General features: G+C 39.2%; 16 protein-coding genes. 9 read left to right on the top strand and 7 right to left on the bottom strand.

Translation table 11 applies throughout. From position 1 onward, the window contains the following. Positions 1-30: 30 nt before the first annotated feature. From lon to bolA, 5 genes are all read right to left on the bottom strand, one after another. Positions 31-2,391 (bottom strand): endopeptidase La, encoded by a 2,361-nt coding sequence (gene lon, locus ABN099_RS04595; protein WP_349462509.1) that lies wholly within the window; start codon positions 2,389-2,391, stop codon positions 31-33. Positions 2,392-2,652: 261 nt separating this feature from the next. Next, positions 2,653-3,924 carry an ATP-dependent protease ATP-binding subunit ClpX gene (clpX, locus tag ABN099_RS04590; protein WP_129039643.1) on the bottom strand — a complete coding sequence of 424 codons (1,272 nt, stop codon included), beginning with the start codon at positions 3,922-3,924 and terminating at the stop codon, positions 2,653-2,655. A 122-nt stretch (positions 3,925-4,046) separates the two neighbouring features. Then, complete coding sequence (clpP, locus tag ABN099_RS04585; RefSeq protein ID WP_064719050.1) at positions 4,047-4,670, bottom strand: ATP-dependent Clp endopeptidase proteolytic subunit ClpP; 624 nt, start codon at positions 4,668-4,670, stop codon at positions 4,047-4,049. Positions 4,671-4,927: 257 nt separating this feature from the next. Further along, positions 4,928-6,232 (bottom strand): trigger factor, encoded by a 1,305-nt coding sequence (gene tig / locus ABN099_RS04580; protein ID WP_349462508.1) that lies wholly within the window; start codon positions 6,230-6,232, stop codon positions 4,928-4,930. Positions 6,233-6,553: 321 nt separating this feature from the next. Beyond that, positions 6,554-6,868, bottom strand: a complete 315-nt coding sequence (bolA, locus tag ABN099_RS04575; protein WP_349462507.1) for a transcriptional regulator BolA — start codon at positions 6,866-6,868, stop codon at positions 6,554-6,556. A gap of 267 nt (positions 6,869-7,135) precedes the next feature. Here bolA and ABN099_RS04570 point away from each other — a divergent pair, with 267 nt between their 5' ends. Both ABN099_RS04570 and ampG read left to right on the top strand, forming a co-directional pair. Next, positions 7,136-7,714: a YajG family lipoprotein gene (locus tag ABN099_RS04570; RefSeq protein ID WP_349462506.1), complete on the top strand. Its 579-nt coding sequence runs from the start codon at positions 7,136-7,138 to the stop codon at positions 7,712-7,714. 53 nt (positions 7,715-7,767) lie between these two features. Beyond that, complete coding sequence (gene ampG / locus ABN099_RS04565) at positions 7,768-9,288, top strand: muropeptide MFS transporter AmpG (protein WP_349462505.1); 1,521 nt, start codon at positions 7,768-7,770, stop codon at positions 9,286-9,288. Between the two features lie 93 nt (positions 9,289-9,381). Here ampG and dbpA read toward each other — a convergent pair whose 3' ends face one another. After that, positions 9,382-10,755 (bottom strand): ATP-dependent RNA helicase DbpA, encoded by a 1,374-nt coding sequence (gene dbpA, locus ABN099_RS04560; protein WP_349462504.1) that lies wholly within the window; start codon positions 10,753-10,755, stop codon positions 9,382-9,384. Positions 10,756-11,135: 380 nt separating this feature from the next. Here dbpA and ABN099_RS04555 point away from each other — a divergent pair, with 380 nt between their 5' ends. From ABN099_RS04555 to ABN099_RS04525, 7 genes are all read left to right on the top strand, one after another. Next, positions 11,136-11,897 (top strand): outer membrane protein OmpK, encoded by a 762-nt coding sequence (locus tag ABN099_RS04555; protein ID WP_349462503.1) that lies wholly within the window; start codon positions 11,136-11,138, stop codon positions 11,895-11,897. Positions 11,898-12,392: 495 nt separating this feature from the next. Next, complete coding sequence (gene cyoA / locus ABN099_RS04550; RefSeq protein WP_349462502.1) at positions 12,393-13,349, top strand: cytochrome o ubiquinol oxidase subunit II; 957 nt, start codon at positions 12,393-12,395, stop codon at positions 13,347-13,349. A 3-nt stretch (positions 13,350-13,352) separates the two neighbouring features. Further along, positions 13,353-15,335 (top strand): cytochrome o ubiquinol oxidase subunit I, encoded by a 1,983-nt coding sequence (gene cyoB / locus ABN099_RS04545; RefSeq protein ID WP_349462501.1) that lies wholly within the window; start codon positions 13,353-13,355, stop codon positions 15,333-15,335. Continuing rightward, positions 15,335-15,946, top strand: coding sequence for a cytochrome o ubiquinol oxidase subunit III (locus ABN099_RS04540; protein ID WP_069368579.1), 612 nt, complete (start codon positions 15,335-15,337; stop codon positions 15,944-15,946). The genes cyoB and ABN099_RS04540 overlap by 1 nt, the downstream gene beginning before the upstream one ends. Continuing rightward, entirely contained in the window at positions 15,946-16,278 is a 333-nt protein-coding gene (locus tag ABN099_RS04535; RefSeq protein ID WP_064719040.1) for a cytochrome o ubiquinol oxidase subunit IV, read from the top strand. Before ABN099_RS04540 ends, ABN099_RS04535 begins: the two co-directional genes overlap by 1 nt. A gap of 11 nt (positions 16,279-16,289) precedes the next feature. Then, entirely contained in the window at positions 16,290-17,174 is an 885-nt protein-coding gene (cyoE, locus tag ABN099_RS04530) for a heme o synthase (protein ID WP_349462500.1), read from the top strand. A gap of 175 nt (positions 17,175-17,349) precedes the next feature. Further along, complete coding sequence (locus tag ABN099_RS04525) at positions 17,350-18,720, top strand: MFS transporter (protein WP_349462499.1); 1,371 nt, start codon at positions 17,350-17,352, stop codon at positions 18,718-18,720. A gap of 69 nt (positions 18,721-18,789) precedes the next feature. Here the strand turns inward: ABN099_RS04525 and ABN099_RS04520 are convergent, their stop codons facing one another. Continuing rightward, complete coding sequence (locus ABN099_RS04520) at positions 18,790-19,281, bottom strand: YajQ family cyclic di-GMP-binding protein (protein WP_349462498.1); 492 nt, start codon at positions 19,279-19,281, stop codon at positions 18,790-18,792. Positions 19,282-19,359: the final 78 nt, after the last annotated feature.

Raw genomic sequence — 19,359 nt, 5'->3', positions numbered from 1 at the left:
TTAGCTATAATTTATGACTAACATCACTATTTAGTGAGATTTGTTAGTCTCTACTGCCATGCCAAACGGTGAGTTTTGCAGGGCTAGCGATAAAACTTCCTCAATTGTTTTCACTGGGTGAATATCCAGATCCGCAACAATATTTTCAGGAATTTCTTCTAAATCACGTTTGTTTTCATCTGGGATAAGAACAGTCTTAATTCCACCACGATGTGCTGCAAGTAACTTTTCTTTTAATCCACCGATAGGCAATACTTGCCCACGTAACGTAATTTCACCCGTCATTGCAACGTCTGAACGAACTGGATTTCCGGTTAAACTTGAAACCAGTGCTGTACACATTGCAATACCTGCGCTTGGACCATCTTTTGGTGTAGCACCTTCTGGTACGTGTACATGCATATCACGTTTTTCATAGAAGTCGCCATTGATACCAAGCTTATCAGCACGAGCACGAACAACCGTCATCGCTGCTTGAATCGACTCTTGCATCACTTCACCTAATGAACCAGTGAAGGTTAATTTACCTTTACCTGGTACACTTGCGGTTTCAATGGTCAGTAAATCACCACCCACTTCAGTCCACGCTAAACCCGTTACCATACCGACTCGGTTTTCTGTATCAGCACGACCATAGTCAACTTTACGTACACCTAAGTAGTCTTTGAGATTATCTTCATCAATCTCAATATGCTTAATAGTGCTATCCATCAGCAGCTGTTTAACGGCTTTACGGCACAGTTTAGAGATTTCACGTTCTAGGCTACGTACACCCGCTTCACGCGTGTAATAACGAATGATGCCCATAATCGCGCTGTCATGAATTTTCAGCTCACTCTCTTTCAGGGCATTACGTTCAATCTGTTTTGGCAGCAAATGCTGTTTAGCAATATTGAGTTTCTCGTCTTCGGTATAACCCGATAAACGGATAACTTCCATACGGTCTAGCAATGGTGCTGGGATGTTCATGGAGTTAGACGTTGCCACAAACATAACATCAGAAAGATCGTAATCGACTTCCAGATAATGGTCGTTAAATGCGATATTTTGCTCTGGATCTAACACTTCTAACAGTGCAGAAGCTGGATCGCCACGCATATCTGATGACATTTTATCGATTTCATCTAACAAGAAAAGTGGGTTTTTAACACCAATTTTCGCCATCTTCTGGATAAGTTTACCCGGCATAGAACCAATATAGGTACGACGGTGCCCACGGATTTCCGCTTCATCACGCACACCACCCAATGCCATACGAACATACTTACGACCTGTCGCACGAGCAATAGATTGACCAAGCGAGGTTTTACCCACCCCAGGAGGTCCAACTAAGCACAGAATTGGGCCTTTGATTTTGCTAACCCGTGACTGTACTGCGAGATACTCAAGAATACGTTCTTTAACACGCTCTAAACCATAATGGTCAGTATCAAGTACTTCTTGCGCCTTAACTAGGTCTTTCTTAACTTTGCTACGGCTGTTCCAAGGAACTTGAACCATCCAATCAATATAGCTACGTACCACTGTTGCTTCTGCAGACATTGGCGACATCATCTTCAATTTTTGAAGTTCTGCTTCTGTCTTCTCTTTTGCCTCTTTTGGCATTTTAGCAGCATCAATTTTACGTTTTAGCGATTCCATTTCATCAGGTGCATCATCCATCTCACCTAACTCTTTTTGAATTGCTTTCATCTGCTCATTGAGATAATACTCGCGCTGGCTTTTTTCCATCTGCTTTTTAACGCGATTACGAATGCGTTTTTCAACTTGCAGCAGATCGATTTCTGATTCCATCATCGCCATTAAATATTCAAGGCGTTCAGTAACATCAGACATTTCCAACACAGCTTGCTTATCTTTTAATTTCAGCGGCATATGAGAAGCAATGGTGTCTGCTAGTTTCGCTGATTCTTCAATAGCATGCAAAGAGGCTAATACCTCTGGCGGAATTTTTTTATTCAGTTTGATATAGCCTTCAAACTGATTAATCGCAGTGCGATTCAATACTTCTTGTTCGCGCTCGTCAACATCCGGCGTTTCAAGGTACTCCGCTTTCGCTTGAAAATATTCACCGTTGTCAGATAGTGTCGTAATTTTAGCGCGACGAATACCTTCAACAAGCACTTTAACGGTTCCATCAGGTAATTTTAGCATCTGTAAAACCGATGCTACTGTACCGACAGAAAAAAGATCATTAACACCTGGTTCATCAGTAGATGCATCTTTCTGCGCAACCAGCATTATTTGTTTGTTGTCGTTCATCGCAGCTTCTAAGCAATGAATTGATTTTTCACGACCAACGAACAACGGGATCACCATATGCGGATATACAACGACATCACGTAATGGCAATACAGGTATTTCAATACGTTCTGGACGCTCAGGATTCATAGAGCTCTCTCTTCGTTTTTAGCTTAACGCTTTTACAGGTAATTTTATTCGCATGTCACCAAATAAAATTAATTCCACGGATTGTCAAAATATATAAGGGCACTTTTCTGACATTCAATAGCCTTACCCATTAAAAAAACAAAATGAGGGAAAAATCCCTCATTTTTATCACGTTGGCGTGCTTTATCTTACTTCTCTCACTCGTTTTATGAGAAAAATAAAGATAATGTCAGACAAGAGACATTGCCAATATACGATGAATTATTCACCTGATGCCTGATTTTCTGGTTGACTATAAATAATCAACGGCTCAGATTTTCCATTGATAACGCCTTCATCAATGACAACTTTCTGTGCATTTTCAAATGAAGGTAGATCATACATCGTATCAAGTAATGCGGCTTCAACAATAGACCGTAAACCACGAGCACCCGTTTTACGTACCATGGCTTTTTTCGCTATCGCTGTTAGCGCTTCTTTACGAAACTCTAAATCTACGCCTTCTAAATTAAATAGTGCCTGATACTGTTTTGTCAGTGCATTTTTAGGTTCTTGTAGAATTTGAATTAGTGCGTCTTCGCTTAATTCACCTAAAGTTGCAACAACAGGTAAACGACCAATAAACTCAGGGATCAGACCAAATTTAATCAGATCTTCGGGTTCAACTTGTGCTAACAGTTCACCTTCACTGGCTTTTTCGCTTTGGCTTTTTACTTCAGCACCAAAACCAATGCCTGAATGTGTATTTAAACGTTGTGCAACAACTTTATCTAACCCTGCAAACGCACCACCACAAATGAAGAGGATCTTAGAGGTATCAACCTGTAAGAACTCTTGCTGTGGATGTTTGCGTCCACCTTGAGGTGGAACAGATGCCACAGTACCCTCGACTAATTTCAGTAATGCTTGCTGTACACCTTCACCAGAAACATCACGTGTTATTGATGGGTTTTCAGACTTACGGGTGATTTTGTCGATTTCATCAATATAAACAATACCACGTTGCGCTTTTTGTACGTCATAGTCACATTTTTGTAGGAGTTTTTGAATAATGTTTTCAACATCTTCCCCTACATAACCTGCTTCGGTCAGCGTTGTGGCATCCGCCATGGTAAAAGGTACGTCAAGGTAACGAGCCAGTGTTTCTGCTAATAATGTTTTACCACTACCGGTTGGTCCAATTAGCAGAATATTACTTTTTCCAAGCTCAACACCATTGGCTTTATCACCATTACGCAGACGCTTATAGTGATTATAAACGGCAACCGCCAACACTTTTTTCGCGAGTTCCTGACCGATAACATAGTCATCAAGGTGTTTACGGATTTCATGTGGCGTTGGCAATTCACTGCGTTCATGATGAGGTGCCAGTTCTTTTATTTCTTCGCGAATGATGTCAACACAGAGATCAACACATTCATCACAGATATAAACCGACGGACCAGCGATAAGTTTCTTTACTTCATGCTGGCTTTTACCGCAGAAAGAGCAATACAGAAGCTTCCCTGAGCTATCTTTGCGCTTATCTGTCATCAGTCAACCTCACTTAGTTATTCTTCCTGTGGTTTCACAAGAAGAAGAAAGACTTTTTTAATAAATGGCGATATTCATTTCCTTTGTGGAGTGATATCCACAAAAGAAACATTTTAAATTTATTAGCTACGTTGCGTATAAACTTTATCCACTAAACCGTATTCTAACGCTTCATTTGCAGATAAGAAACGATCACGCTCAGTGTCTCTTTCTATTTCTTCAATAGATTTACCGGTATGTTGAGCCATTAACTCATTCATACGCGACTTCACTTTTAAAATTTCTTGTGCGTGGATTTGAATATCTGTTGCCTGACCTTGGTAACCACCTAATGGTTGGTGGATCATAACGCGTGAGTTTGGTAAACAGATACGTTTACCTTTCGCGCCAGCAGATAATAAAAACGCTCCCATAGAACAAGCTTGCCCCATACAAATAGTACTTACATCTGCTTTGATGTATTGCATGGTATCGTAAATCGACATACCCGCAGTAATAACACCGCCGGGTGAGTTAATATACAAATTGATATCTTTTTCTGGGTTTTCGGCTTCTAAAAACAGCATTTGAGCAACAATTAGATTTGCCATATGGTCTTCGACTTGACCTGTCAGAAAAATAATACGTTCTTTTAAAAGACGAGAGTAAATATCGTAAGAACGTTCTCCACGCGAAGTTTGCTCGATAACCATCGGCACCAGAGCCATATTAGGTGCGAATTGTTCCTGTGAGTCGTTAAATGACATGTCTGTCTCCTATTGCATTCTTATTGGTGCCAATGACAACAATTTTACTTGAGATAATTGATCATGACCATTTCTAATGATCTAATCTCTCACAAGACATTCAAGGCGCCTCGCGAGGAGTGATAAAGAGAATATAGAATTATCTGGAGATAATCGCTCAAATTTCAAGGCAAAATTTGATAAATATTTATAAACTGAAAAAAACCCGTGGTAAAAACCACGGGTTTTTGCTTAAAACCGTTAATCGCGGTTAAAAATTAACCCATTTGAACTTGATTCATCAGTTCAGTGAAGCCAACTTCTTTTTCAGATACTTTAGCATTTGCTAAGATTTTTTCTACCGCTTGCTCTTCCAACGCAAGATTACGAATGTTATTCATCAGTTGTTCGTTCTTGTTGTAGAACTCAACAACTTCTGATGGATCTTCGTAAGCTGAAGCCATTTCGTCGATCAGAGTATTAACACGCTCATCTTCTGCTTTCAGTTCGTTAGTATTGATCACTTCACCTAACAGTAATCCAACGATAACGCGACGTTTAGCTTGTTCTTCAAACAGTTCACGAGGTAATTGCAGAGCTTGCTGCTCATCACCACCAAAACGTTGTGCTGCTTGACGTTGCAGAACTTCGATTTCGCTATCAACCGCTGCTGCTGGAACATCGATTTCGTTTGCATTAACTAAACCATCAATCACTTGTGATTTAACACGAGTGCGGATTGCATTTTTCAGTTCACGTTCCATGTTTTTACGTACTTCTGCACGTAAACCATCGATAGAACCATCAGCAATACCAAAACGTTTGATAAACTCTTCAGTTAATTCTGGCAGTTCACGCTCTTCAACTTTTTTCAGGTTGATAGCGAATTGTGCCTTTTTACCTTTCAGGTTTTCAGCATGGTAATCTTCTGGGAAAGTCACATCAACAGTGAACTCTTCGCCAGCTTTATGACCGATAACGCCATCTTCAAAACCTGGGATCATACGGCCTTGGCCCATAGCCAATACGAAATCTTCAGCTTTTCCGCCTTCGAATTCTTCACCGTCGATAGAACCGTTGAAATCAACAGTTACACGATCTTCAGCGGCAACTTCACCGTCTTTGTCTTTCCATTCTGCTTGTTGTTTACGCAGAGTTTCTAACATGTTGTCGACGTCTTCGTCTTTTACTGTAACAACAGGTTTTTCAACTTCAATGCTTTCCAGACCTTTCAGTTCGATTTCTGGGAAAACTTCGAATTCTACAGCGTAAACAAAATCTTCGCCTTCTTTGTACTGCTCTGGTTTGTAATCAGGCGCACCTACTGGGTTTACTTTGTTTTCGATGATAGCGTTAATAAAATTACGCTGCATCAAGTCACCCAGAACATCATTCAGTACTGACATACCGTAACGCTGTTTAACCATCGACATTGGAACGTGACCTTTACGGAAACCATCAATGCGAGCAGTTTTAGCAGCTTTCTTCAGTTCACTGTCTACTGCAGTTTGGATATCAGCGGCTGGTACGGTGATTGTGACACGACGCCCTAGGCCTTGAGTCGTTTCAACAGAAACTTGCATCTTGTTACCTCAAAATAAGTTTTAGTGCTCGGTCTACTTTAAAAAAAGTGCGCATGACATTGCATAGTCGCACTTATCTTTTATTTCAGAACCGGGGCCGCCACATTTAAAAAAACGAGGATCCCTGATATCAGAAGCATCCCGAAACCTTACTGAAAATTAGACGCGACATTATAACGATCTAGAGGGGTTGAGTCGAGAAAGAGCCGTTTTATTCCGCAATTTTTTCACGAAAACGGGCTTACCGTTCCTTTTTCATCCCATAAAGAACAAAAAATACGCATCCTAGAATTAATTTGAATGCAGTTAACTACAACTTAGTTAATCTTCGTGGCTTCCACCACGGCATCCTGGTGAGCGTAATGCTTTATCTTGCTGCTCGTTCCATTCACTAAGTGTAAATGTATGCAATGCTAATGCATGAACGCCATTATCAAGCTCATGTGTTAGTGTTTGGTATACATCACGATGACGTGAAACACTGCGCTTATCATTAAAAGTATCACTGACAATGATCACTTTAAAGTGGCTTTCAGAACCTTCTGGCACATTATGACGGTGGCTTTCGTTTATTACCTGTAAAAAATGCGGTGAAAAGCGTGAAATCAGCTTATTCTCAATATCATCACGGATCATTTCTGCCCCTATAAATTAACGCACTTACTTCTTTCAATTTTGCCGATGATAATCGCCTATTTTTCATCTTGAGTAAAATCCTTGGCTTAAAAATGTTAAAAGGCATGATACAAACGTCGTTAATTTGAAATAAAATCAATTGATAAAATCAGATAATTTCGTTCTATAAGGGGATATTAGCGGCTCATTAGCAGTGATATGATAGACTAAATTTAATCATCCCTTCTGCTGTTAAAATCAGCAGATATATTTAACTGAGATTACTCCATGATAAAAAATTTACTCTGTGCTTTTTTTGCATTAACAATGCTTGCTGGTTGTGCAGCACCAACAAATAAACTGTCAATTGAGCCTACATTGTCAATGCCTGCCGCAGATCCTACTATGCGACCAATATCATTGAATATTTCAAGCCAAGATAAACGCCCATCAAAAGCATTAGCGGAAATTAATCGCAATGGTAAGTTGGATGTTCTAGTCCCTACTCGCGATTTGGCTTTTTTAATGCAAGAAATTCTGCAAAAACAGATGACAGCTCGTGGTTTTATGATTGGTTCTCCGGCTGCGGCTGATGTCATTATTACAATCAATAAACTAAAAGCAGATGTTGGTGAAGGAAGCGTGCGTCATAATATTAGTGCAATGGCTGACATATCCATTATCGTCACTTTGCCAAGTGGTAACTCTAATACCAAAACATTCCGTACTAGCTACAACGTTCAAGGTCCATTTGGTGCAACCAACGAAAAAATCGCAGCTGCAATTAATAATGTCTTAACTGAACTTGTCAGTGATATGGCAAAAGACGCTTCAGTGAGCCAATTTATCAAATCTAACGCTCGCTAATTAAATCAAAAAACTGCCTGTCGCTTTTTACAGGCAGCCAAAAGGAATTTTGCATGGTTCAGCCCGCCTTTAAACAAACCACATGGTATAAATCATTTATTCTACTTCTATTAGGTTTCACTTCTGGCTTACCCTTAGCGCTAACAGCGGGAACACTACAAGCATGGATGACAATAGAAGACATTGATTTAAAAACCATTGGTTTTTTTTCATTGGTGGGACAAGCTTATGTGTTTAAATTTCTCTGGTCCCCTTTTATGGACCGCTATACCCCTTCTTTTCTCGGTAGACGCCGAGGATGGATGCTATTAACTCAGATAGGACTCGTTGCTGGTATCGCGGGAATGGGCTTTTTAAACCCAACAAGCCATTTATGGTGGCTCGCTTCTTTAGCTGTGGTCGTTGCTTTTTGTTCAGCCTCTCAAGATATTGTTTTTGATGCTTATAAAACCGACCTTCTAAAAGCTGACGAACGAGGTACAGGTGCTGCGGTATCTGTTCTTGGCTATCGTATTGCAATGTTAGTTTCTGGTGGTATGGCTTTGTGGTTAGCCGATAAATATATTGGCTGGCAAAATATGTATTGGTTAATGGCTGCATTAATGGGTATAGGTATTTTAGCCACGTTATTGGCACAAGAACCAGAAATGGTAACGAAGCCACCACGAACACTGTCTGAAGCCGTTGTTAAACCTCTATATGAATTCTTTTCACGCAATAACGCATGGCTAATATTATTACTCATTGTGCTGTATAAAATGGGCGATGCTTTCGCGCTTAGCCTTAGTACAACCTTTTTAATTAGAGGGGTGGGTTTTGATGCTGGTGAAGTTGGATTAATTAATAAAACCTTCGGATTAGCCGCCACGATTGTAGGTGCTCTATTTGGTGGCTTATTAATGCGTCATTGGAGTTTATTCAAAGCATTAATGGTATTTGGTATTTTACAAGGTGGTTCAAATATTGGTTATTGGTATTTGGCTATTTCAGAACAAAATATCTATACCATGGGAGCCGTTGTTGCATTAGAAAATATTTGTGGTGGTATGGGTACCGCTGCTTTTGTCGCACTTTTAATGACACTTTGTCATCAATCTTTTTCAGCAACACAATTTGCCTTACTTTCAGCGTTATCTGCAATTGGGCGCGTTTATGTTGGTCCTGTCGCAGGATGGTATGTAGAAAGTCATGGTTGGGAAGCCTTTTATCTTTTCTCTATTATCGCTTCTATACCAGGGCTCTTTTTATTATTAATTTCAAAAGACACCCTGATTTATACACAAAAAACGGGCGAATTTATTAGAAGAACACGCTTTATTAAACAGTACCGTTTTGCGATTTATGGCTTAATGTTTACCGTATTTTTATTCTTATGCAGCCTATTGCTCATTATTATTAATTCATTAACCAGTGTTAATATTCTGCACTCTGTTGCATTTATTCAAGCAATAGACACAGAATTGCTAAGTAATTGGGCAGCAAATATCTTTTTATATGGTGTGAGCATCGGTGCTATTAGCCTTATTGTCGGTACAATATTAGATTATTTAGCATTAAGAAAAACCGCGCATTAATCAAGCGACTTGGTAGATTTCTATCTATAAACGTAAAAGGACAGCCAAAGCTGTCCTTTTATTATTCTAGTTTAAAACGTGTTGTTAAACAGGTTATCTAAAAAGTCTTACCTTAACTGATTTACCTTTGATTTTGCCTTGTTGTAGCTGCTTCCATGCTTGCTTAGCAATAGATTGTTTTACAGCGACATAAGCATGAGTTTGGTTAATCATGATCTTACCAATATCGGCACCATTAAGCCCCATATCACCCGTTAATGCCCCTAAAATATCACCAGGGCGCATTTTGGCTTTCTTACCACCATCAATACAAAGTGTTGCCATTATGGCTTCAAGTGGTGTGATTTGCAGAGCACTAGGCACTGGTAGCCAATTTAATTTCATATGAAGCATTTCTTCTAATGCATTAGCACGCTGAATTTCTTCTGGAGCACAAAAGCTAATAGCTAAACCACTTTCACCTGCTCTAGCAGTACGACCAATACGATGAACATGCACTTCAGGATCCCATGACAACTCGTAGTTAATCACCATTTCCAATGCTTTAATATCAAGCCCACGAGCAGCAACATCTGTAGCAACTAATACACGGCAACTTCCATTAGCAAAACGGATTAATGTCTGATCACGTTCTCTTTGTTCCATGTCACCATGTAGAGCGAGAACGCTTTGATTGCTTTCTGTTAGCGTTTCATAAACATCCTGACAATCTCTTTTAGTGTTACAAAACACCACACAAGATGCTGGTTGTTCACGGCTTAACAGTTTCTGTAATAGTCCTATTTTGCCATGACGCGATATTTCATAAAACTGCTGTTCAACAGCAGGTAGTTCATCAATGGAGTTAATTTCAATTGTGATAGGATTTTGCTGGATCCGACGACTAATTGCAGCAATTTCATCAGGCCATGTTGCTGAAAACAGTAGTGTTTGGCGTTGTATTGGCATCTGATTGATGATGCTATTGATATCATCAAAGAAACCCATATCCAACATGCGATCGGCTTCATCAAGGACTAACGTTTTAACATCGCTTAAAGTTACCGTCTCTTTTTTCAGGTGATCAAGCAACCTACCTGGTGTTGCAACAATAATATGAGCCGCATGAATAAGTGAATCACGCTGGATACTAAAAGGTACACCACCGCAAAGCGTTAATACTTTAATATTCGGAAGATAACGAGCAAGACGACGTAACTCATTAGCAACTTGGTCGGCAAGCTCACGCGTTGGACACAATATTAATGACTGAGTATTAAATTGTTTAGCATCAATATGTTGTAATAATCCCAAACCAAAAGCAGCTGTTTTACCACTGCCTGTTTTTGCCTGAGCGCGGACATCTTTTCCTGCAAGAATTGCCGGTAAAGCAGCTTCCTGAACAGGCGTCATAGTTAAATAACCAAGTTCATTAAGGTTATCAAGTTGTTCGGTAGGAAGTGCGTTAAGTTCAGCAAATGAGGTCACAATGAAATTCCGAATAAATAGTAAATAAAGTAAAAAAAACAGATATTGCGCAATGATACTATCCCTTTACTGCCATGTCGTGAGGTATTTTTATTCAGTTATAGCTCTGGTTTCTCTTAAAACGACGTTTAAACGCCTTATTAATTACATCCCTCTTTATTTAAAGATACTTGCCAAAATAACACCCACCATGAAACAATAAAAATAAATTAAACAATACAAAACTTCTGATAACAATAATCAAGATCAATATTCTAGAAATAGATCATATTTACAGAACAAGAGTCTGTAAAAAATGATTTTATAAATTATAATTTTACTTTTGACGTAATAAAAAATTCACCGAATCTATAACTCATCAATATAACTAAAGTTAACTTATGATAAAAAAAACAACTCTATTTGCTATCGCAACTGTATTTTCATTATCCACTCAAGCTAGTTATCTAGGGGGGTTTGCAAATACCAGCATTAACTACCTTGACTGGACAGCGCATACAACACACAAAACAGGCAATACAACACATAAAGATGATTTTGCTTATTTAGAACTAGAGGGTGGAGTTAATTTTTCATGGGGAGAGTTTTATGGCTTTTTCGATTTAGAAAATCCATTTAATCGCAGAGTGATGCAGCCAGGACACAACCAACGCTATACCATGAAAAGTACAGGGCGTGTTTATCTAGGGGATAGCAACTTTAATCTCTATGGACATATATACGGCACATGGTCACTACCGAGTCAAAAATATGGCGGCAATTTCCATGAATTAAATACGCTTTATGGTATTGGTTATAATGCCCAAATTGCTAACTTCTGGTTTAAGCCTTTTGTTGCTCTTCATTATGTTGACCAAACTTTTTACTCGGGTAACAACGGCTATGTTTTGGGCTGGGTTGGTGGATATGATTTTGATTTTTACCAACAAAAATTTAGCCTAACTAATTGGCATGAAATGGAGTTTAATCGTAATAAAAATTATGGCAACGGCGGAAAAAATGGATTTAATGGGGCTTTAGCATTTTGGTGGCATGCAACTTCATCTATCACTACAGGTATTCAATACCGTTATGCATATAAAAAACTAGGCGAAAACTTCCTACAAGACGGTATTGTTTATAGCTTAAAGTATAATTTTTAATAGCTAATTGTTAATTTTCATTACAGCGAATGTGTTTTTTACCGCTGTAATGAATTTCTTACTATAAATAACCAATGTAGCTGTTAAATATTTAACTGCGATAAAAATAACATTACCAACATTAAACTTCAGAATACATTCAAAGGATGACACTTAACATCTACATAAGATGATTTTTATGTATTAACTCTCCTCAGACCTCTTAATTGAGTAAAGTTTAAACAAAACATCTTTTCTTACACTTTTTTCTACGATTTTATTTGTAAAAATATGTATTTATTTTAGAAACATGTTACTTTATGAAAATATCGTTAATATCCAATAATTAAATTAACATTTGTGTAATAGTTTGATTACTTGTGATCACATTAACACAAAGAGCCAACCATTCACCTACTTACCATTACAATTGTTTACACTGCCGCAACCTTACCGTAAAATGTCCTTACTGATACTGATGAAACAACATAGAACCTTTGTCATTTGGGTCGTTGGATGAGACTTATGAAATACATAAAAAGTATTGGGACATTCTCGCTATTAGCAGCCGCACTTTTACTCAGTGGCTGTGATATGGCGTTAATGAATCCCAAAGGCGCTATCGGCGCTGAACAAAAAACATTAATCCTCATTGCACTGGGTTTAATGTTAATTGTTGTGATACCGGTAATTGTGATGGTGATCGTTTTCGCTTATCGCTACCGTGAATCCAATACTAAAGCCACTTACAGCCCAAACTGGGCTCACTCAAATAAAATTGAACTCGTCGTTTGGACGGTGCCAATTATCATTATCGTGATTTTGGCTAGCATCACATGGAAAACAACCCATGAACTTGATCCTTATAAACCACTAGACTCAACAGTTAAACCAATCACCATTGAAGTTATCTCGATGGATTGGAAATGGTTATTTGTCTACCCAGAACAAGGTATCGCTACAGTTAATGAACTGGCTTTCCCTACTAATGTTCCTATTAATTTCAAAATCACATCTGACTCTGTAATGAACTCATTCTTTATTCCTCGCTTAGGTGGTCAAATCTATGCGATGGCAGGAATGCAGACCAAACTCCATCTTATTGCAAATGAGCCAGGTGAATATCAAGGTATGTCAGCAAGCTATAGCGGACATGGTTTCTCTGATATGAAATTTACGGCAATCGCAACACCTGATCAGGCTGGTTTTGATGCTTGGGTTGAGAAAGTAAAACAATCATCAGATACGTTAAATACCATGACTGCATTTGATGAACTTGCTAAACCAAGCCAAAAAAATCCAGTGGCATACTATTCAAGTGTGAAACCTAAATTATTCCAAGAGGTTATCTCTAAATTTGGTCACACTGGACATGGCGCTCACGGTAGCAACAATCAGACTGCACAACAGCACTCTGATGCGGCGATGAATATGAACATGAGCCATGCGGCACATGCAGGAGCAGAGGAATAAAGCATGTTCGGAAAATTAACTCTCGATGCAATCCCGCTACACGAACCTATTATTATTATTACATTAATCGGTATTGTTCTTGGTGGGCTTGCTGTTGTTGGCGCTTTGACCTATTTCCGTAAATGGAAATGGTTATGGAGCGAGTGGTTAACCAGCGTTGACCACAAAAAAATCGGTATCATGTATATTATCGTAGCAATGGTCATGATGTTCCGTGGCTTTGCAGATGCCATTATGATGAGAAGCCAACAAGCGCTTGCCTCCGCAGGTGAAGCTGGTTTCTTACCGCCACATCACTATGATCAGATCTTTACCGCTCACGGCGTTATCATGATTTTCTTCATGGCAACACCTTTTGTTGTCGGTCTGATGAACCTCGTTGTTCCACTACAAATTGGTGCGCGTGACGTTGCATTCCCATTCTTAAACTCATTGAGCTTCTGGTTCTTTGTCGTTGGTGTGATACTTATCAACCTCTCTTTAGGTATTGGTGAATTTGCACAAACGGGCTGGTTAGCTTACCCACCACTTTCTGGCTTGGAATACAATCCGGGGGTCGGGGTCGATTATTGGATATGGAGTTTACAAATATCCGGTATTGGTACGCTATTAACAGGTGTTAACTTCTTTGCCACTATCTTGCGTATGCGTGCGCCAGGTATGAGCATGATGAAAATGCCAGTATTCTCATGGGCTGCATTATGTACTAACGTCCTGATTATTGCTGCATTCCCAATCTTGACAGTGACTATCACCCTACTAACTTTAGACCGCTATCTTGGTACACACTTCTTTACCAACGATATGGGCGGTAACATGATGATGTACATCAACTTAGTTTGGGCATGGGGTCATCCAGAAGTTTATATTCTGGTGCTACCTGTCTTTGGTGTGTTCTCTGAAGTTACAGCGACTTTCTCGAAAAAACGGTTATTTGGTTATACCTCATTAGTGGGTGCAACCGTGGTTATTACTGTGTTGTCATTTATTGTTTGGTTACACCACTTCTTTACTATGGGATCCGGTGCAAACGTAAATGCCTTCTTTGGTATAGCGACCATGATTATTGCAATACCAACAGGGGTTAAAATCTTTAACTGGTTATTTACTATGTACCAAGGACGCATCGAGTATAAAAGCCCAATGCTGTGGACTATTGGCTTCCTGATCACCTTCTCTGTTGGAGGAATGACAGGTGTTCTATTAGCCGTTCCTGGTGCAAACTTTGTTTTACATAACAGCCTATTCCTAATTGCTCACTTCCATAACGTTATCATTGGTGGTGTTGTCTTTGGTTGTTTTGCGGGTATGACTTACTGGTTCCCTAAAGCATTTGGTTTCACACTAAATGAAAAATGGGGTATCCGAGCATTCTGGTTCTGGTTTATCGGCTTCTTTATGGCATTTATGCCTCTGTATATTCTTGGTTTTATGGGAATGACTCGTCGTTTAAGCCAAAATATCAACCCAGAATTTAATCCAATGCTGCTCGTTGCTGCAGGTGGTGCTGTACTGATTGCTATCGGTATTGCATGCCAAGTAGTGCAAATTTACGTGAGTGTTCGTGACCGCCATGAAAACCGCGATTTAACGGGTGATCCATGGGGTGGACGTACTCTGGAATGGTCTATCTCTTCTCCAGCACCTTTTTATAACTTTGCTACTGAACCACAAGTTCAAACTCGTGATGATTGGTGGGATCAAAAAGAGAAAGGTACTGCTTATCAGCGCCCTACTAAATATGAACCAATCCATATGCCAAAAAATACGGGTGCCGGTGTGATTATTTCAGCATTCAGCTTAGTCCTTGGTTTTGCCATGATCTGGCATATCTGGTGGTTAGCTATCGTAGGTTTCGCAGGCATGATTGTGACTTGGATCGTTAAAAGCTTTGACACAGATGTCGATTACTACGTCCAAGTGCCTGAAATTGAAGCTATCGAGAATAAGCATTATGAAGAACTGAAAGAAGCAGGTGTGAAATAATGTCTACTCAAACTGTAAATAACGCAAACGCCCATGAGCATCATGGGCACCACGATGCAGGAGCAACGAAAGTTTTCGGCTTCTGGATCTATCTAATGAGCGACCTTATTCTGTTTGCTAGCTTATTCGCAACTTATGCGGTGCTTGTTAACGGAATAGCAGATGGTCCATCTGGTAAAGAAATTTTTAGCTTACCTTTTGTTTTGGTAGAAACCTTCTTACTACTGTTTAGTAGTATTACATTTGGTTTTGCCATGCTCAGTATGAATAAAGGCAGTGTAAGCCAAGTTAATCTTTGGTTATTTGTCACTTTCTTATTCGGTTTAGGCTTTGTCATCATGGAAGTCTATGAGTTCCATGAGCTGATCGCAGAAGGTTATGGTCCTGATCGTAGCGCATTCTTATCTGCTTTCTTTGCTTTAGTTTCAACACATGGTCTTCACGTTACTGCAGGTTTAATTTGGATTGTTATCATGATGATCCAAGTTTCACGCCGTGGTCTAACAGAAGTAAACCGTACTCGTTTAAGCTGTTTAAGCCTGTTCTGGCACTTCCTTGACGTTGTCTGGATCTGTGTCTTCACCGTAGTTTATCTGATGGGGGCTATGTAATGAGTCATTCTAATACCTCTCCTTCAGGCGCAAGCCACGGCAGCATGAAGTCTTATCTGATTGGCTTTATTCTGTCAGTTATCCTTACCGTTATTCCTTTTTGGATGGTAATGGAAGGAACAGCAACACCAGCAACTATTCTGTGGACTGTAGTCGGCATGGCTGTAGTACAAATTGTGGTTCATTTAGTTTGCTTCTTGCATATGAACACCTCTTCAGAAGAGCGTTGGAACGTTACTGCATTCTTGTTCACACTGCTTATTATCGGCATTGTCGTAGTAGGTTCACTGTGGATTATGTACAACCTGAACATCAATATGATGATGGATTAAGGGTTGTTATTATGATTAAGCAATACCTACAAGTCACCAAACCAGGAATTATCTTCGGTAATTTAATTTCTGTTATCGGTGGTTTCCTTCTCGCCTCTAAAGGCGAGATTGATTACCCCCTCTTTTTCGCGACTCTACTTGGGGTGTCTCTGGTCGTTGCTTCTGGTTGTGTTTTTAACAACTATATTGACCGTGATATTGACCGTATCATGGAGAGAACGAAGAACCGCCCATTAGTTAAAGGGTTAATCGACCCACAAGTTAGTCTTGTTTATGCTTCCGTATTAGGCATTGCTGGTGTTGTGCTACTTTATGTAGCCGCTAATCCACTGGCTATGTATATCGCTGTATTTGGTTTTATTATTTATGTAGGGGTATATAGCCTTTATATGAAGCGTAAATCCGTTTATGGCACCCTAATAGGAAGCTTATCTGGATCTGCTCCACCGGTTATCGGCTATTGTGCTGTAAGTGGTGAGTTTGATGCAGGTGCGATGATCTTGCTATTAATCTTTAGCTTGTGGCAAATGCCTCACTCTTACGCTATCGCTATCTTTCGTTTTAAAGACTACCAAGCTGCGAACATTCCTGTGTTACCTGTAATAAAAGGTATTTCAGTCGCTAAACGCCATATTATTCTCTATATTTTGGCATTTATGATTGCAACATTAATGCTAACACTGGTGGGTTACGCAGGTTATAAATACCTGATCGTTGCATCCGCTGTCAGCATTTGGTGGTTAGGTATGGCGTTATCTGGCTACAAAGCCACTAATGATAAAGTTTGGGCAAGAAAATTATTTATTTTCTCTATCGTGGCAATCACTTCACTTAGCGTCATGATGTCTGTTGATCCCACTAGTTCAACTGAAACTGTACTCGCATATCTAAGATAATGCGTATCAATAGATAGCTTAAACAATGCCAGTCAGCACTTTTGACTGGCATTTTCTTTTTTTATTGCTGTTTAAAGTCATATCAGTACAGTTTTGTCTTTTTTGAATACCATTTATTGATTAACCTCGCTAAGAAATGTCATTACAATGGGGTATCAGTAATATGAGGTAATCCATGAATGATAATAAAATGACCCCACTAGAGCGCAAAGCAACATGGGGACTAGGGACTGTTTTCTCACTTCGCATGCTCGGCATGTTTATGGTACTTCCAGTTTTAACCACCTATGGGCTTCAACTACAATACGCAACAGAATCACTTATTGGATTAGCGATAGGTATTTATGGTTTAACACAAGCTATCTTTCAAATCCCATTTGGTTTCTTTTCTGATAAATTTGGTCGAAAACCTATGATTGTTTTCGGGCTAATTATCTTTATTTTAGGAAGTCTTATAGCGGCATTAAGTGACAATATTTATGGCATTATTATTGGGCGAGCATTACAGGGTGCTGGTGCAATTTCTGCCGCTGTCATGGCACTATTATCAGATTTAACAAGAGAACAAAATCGCACTAAAGCGATGGCATTTATCGGTATTAGTTTTGGTATTACTTTTGCCTTAGCGCTTGTTCTAGGACCTATTTTAGCAAATATTTTTGGCTTAAATGGTCTATTTTGGGGAATTGCCTTACTCGCCTTCTGCGGTATTATTATTACTTTATTCACGGTACCTAACAGTGAAAATCATATTCTCAATCGTGAATCAGGTTTTGTTCGCGGTAGCGTAAAAAAAGTCTTATTTGATGCTCAGCTTCTTAAACTTAATACAGGTATTTTCTCGCTGCACACTTTATTAATGGCTGCATTTGTTGCACTTCCTCTCGTAATGAGTGAAGCAGGATTAGCGCCAGAAAGACATTGGATTGTTTATCTCGTTACCATGCTAATTGCATTTGTTACTGTTTTACCTTTTATTATTTATGCAGAGAAAAAACGTAAAATGAAACAGGTCTTTTTGTTCTGTATTCTTTTACTCATTATTGCTCAAGCCATTTTAATAAGTTCCGGTTCAACACTATGGCTAATTATTGCTGGGATCCAAGTCTTCTTTATTGGTTTTAACATTATGGAAGCACTACTGCCGTCACTTATTAGTAAAGAAGCACCCGCGGGTTATAAAGGAACAGCCATGGGGATTTATTCCACCAGCCAATTCTTAGGTGTGGCATTAGGCGGTATTTTAGGTGGATGGCTTTATCAACATTATAATGCTCAGGTTGTTTTTAGTGGTTGTTTAGTTATCGCCATTATCTGGTTTGCGATTAGCTTAACATTACGCCAACCTCCTTATGTCAGTAGCCTACGTGTTGAACTGCCTGCTAATTTATCCACAATACAGCAGCAGCAACTTCAACAGCTATTTAAACAACAAGCTGGTGTGAATGAAGTGGTTATTATTGCAATGGAGCAGAGTGCTTATATTAAAGTTGATACCAAACAGACACCAAGAGCGACATTAGAATCTTTAGTGCTCACTATTTAATTAAGTCGTTATAAACAAACTATAGAAATGAAAACGCGCTGGTAAACAGCGCATTTCTTAATGAGAAATTTAATCGCGGAAATTATTAAATTGGAAAGGTTGTCCCAATTCACCTTCTCGCACTAATTTCATCACCCCTTGTAAATCATCACGAGATTTACCTGTCACACGAACTTGCTCGCCTTGAATTTGAGCCTGAACTTTTAACTTGCTATCTTTAATAAGCTTCACGATTTTCTTTGCCACTGCAGTATCAATACCCTGCTTTAATGTCGCTTCTACGCTATACATTTTTCCGCTGTGAGTCATCTCTTCTGGGATATTCAATACTGCACCATCAATCCCTCTTTTTGCCATTTTCTCACGCAGAATATCTAATAACTGCTGAACCTGAAACTCAGATATGCTGGTTGTTTTAACAGATTCTGTTTTTTCATTTAGCTCAAAGCTGGCTTCAACATTACGAAAATCCCAACGAGTCGTCAGTTCACGTTGTGCGTTTTCAACCGCATTACGCACTTCATGTAAGTCAACTTCAGATACAATATCAAAAGATGGCATTCTTTCTTCCTCAATAAATAGATACAACCCGAATAATAGCTGGTTTTAAGACAGCAAAAAAGTATTGAGCATCGAATA

The organism is Proteus hauseri (assembly GCF_040139125.1).
Taxonomy (GTDB): domain Bacteria; phylum Pseudomonadota; class Gammaproteobacteria; order Enterobacterales; family Enterobacteriaceae; genus Proteus; species Proteus hauseri_B.
The sequence above is the reverse complement of the archived record's forward strand: the minus strand, read 5'-3'. Positions and strand labels throughout refer to the sequence as shown.

What these genes read in the sequence shown, in the direction of transcription:
- lon (WP_349462509.1), bottom strand. Translation starts at nt 2,391, where the DNA reads ATGAATCCTGAGCGTCCAGAACGTATTGAAATACCTGTATTGCCATTA.
- clpX (WP_129039643.1), bottom strand. Translation starts at nt 3,924, where the DNA reads ATGACAGATAAGCGCAAAGATAGCTCAGGGAAGCTTCTGTATTGCTCT.
- clpP (WP_064719050.1), bottom strand. Translation starts at nt 4,670, where the DNA reads ATGTCATTTAACGACTCACAGGAACAATTCGCACCTAATATGGCTCTG.
- tig (WP_349462508.1), bottom strand. Translation starts at nt 6,232, where the DNA reads ATGCAAGTTTCTGTTGAAACGACTCAAGGCCTAGGGCGTCGTGTCACA.
- bolA (WP_349462507.1), bottom strand. Translation starts at nt 6,868, where the DNA reads ATGATCCGTGATGATATTGAGAATAAGCTGATTTCACGCTTTTCACCG.
- ABN099_RS04570 (WP_349462506.1), top strand. Translation starts at nt 7,136, where the DNA reads ATGATAAAAAATTTACTCTGTGCTTTTTTTGCATTAACAATGCTTGCT.
- ampG (WP_349462505.1), top strand. Translation starts at nt 7,768, where the DNA reads ATGGTTCAGCCCGCCTTTAAACAAACCACATGGTATAAATCATTTATT.
- ABN099_RS04555 (WP_349462503.1), top strand. Translation starts at nt 11,136, where the DNA reads ATGATAAAAAAAACAACTCTATTTGCTATCGCAACTGTATTTTCATTA.
- cyoA (WP_349462502.1), top strand. Translation starts at nt 12,393, where the DNA reads ATGAGACTTATGAAATACATAAAAAGTATTGGGACATTCTCGCTATTA.
- cyoB (WP_349462501.1), top strand. Translation starts at nt 13,353, where the DNA reads ATGTTCGGAAAATTAACTCTCGATGCAATCCCGCTACACGAACCTATT.
- ABN099_RS04540 (WP_069368579.1), top strand. Translation starts at nt 15,335, where the DNA reads ATGTCTACTCAAACTGTAAATAACGCAAACGCCCATGAGCATCATGGG.
- ABN099_RS04535 (WP_064719040.1), top strand. Translation starts at nt 15,946, where the DNA reads ATGAGTCATTCTAATACCTCTCCTTCAGGCGCAAGCCACGGCAGCATG.
- cyoE (WP_349462500.1), top strand. Translation starts at nt 16,290, where the DNA reads ATGATTAAGCAATACCTACAAGTCACCAAACCAGGAATTATCTTCGGT.
- ABN099_RS04525 (WP_349462499.1), top strand. Translation starts at nt 17,350, where the DNA reads ATGAATGATAATAAAATGACCCCACTAGAGCGCAAAGCAACATGGGGA.
- ABN099_RS04520 (WP_349462498.1), bottom strand. Translation starts at nt 19,281, where the DNA reads ATGCCATCTTTTGATATTGTATCTGAAGTTGACTTACATGAAGTGCGT.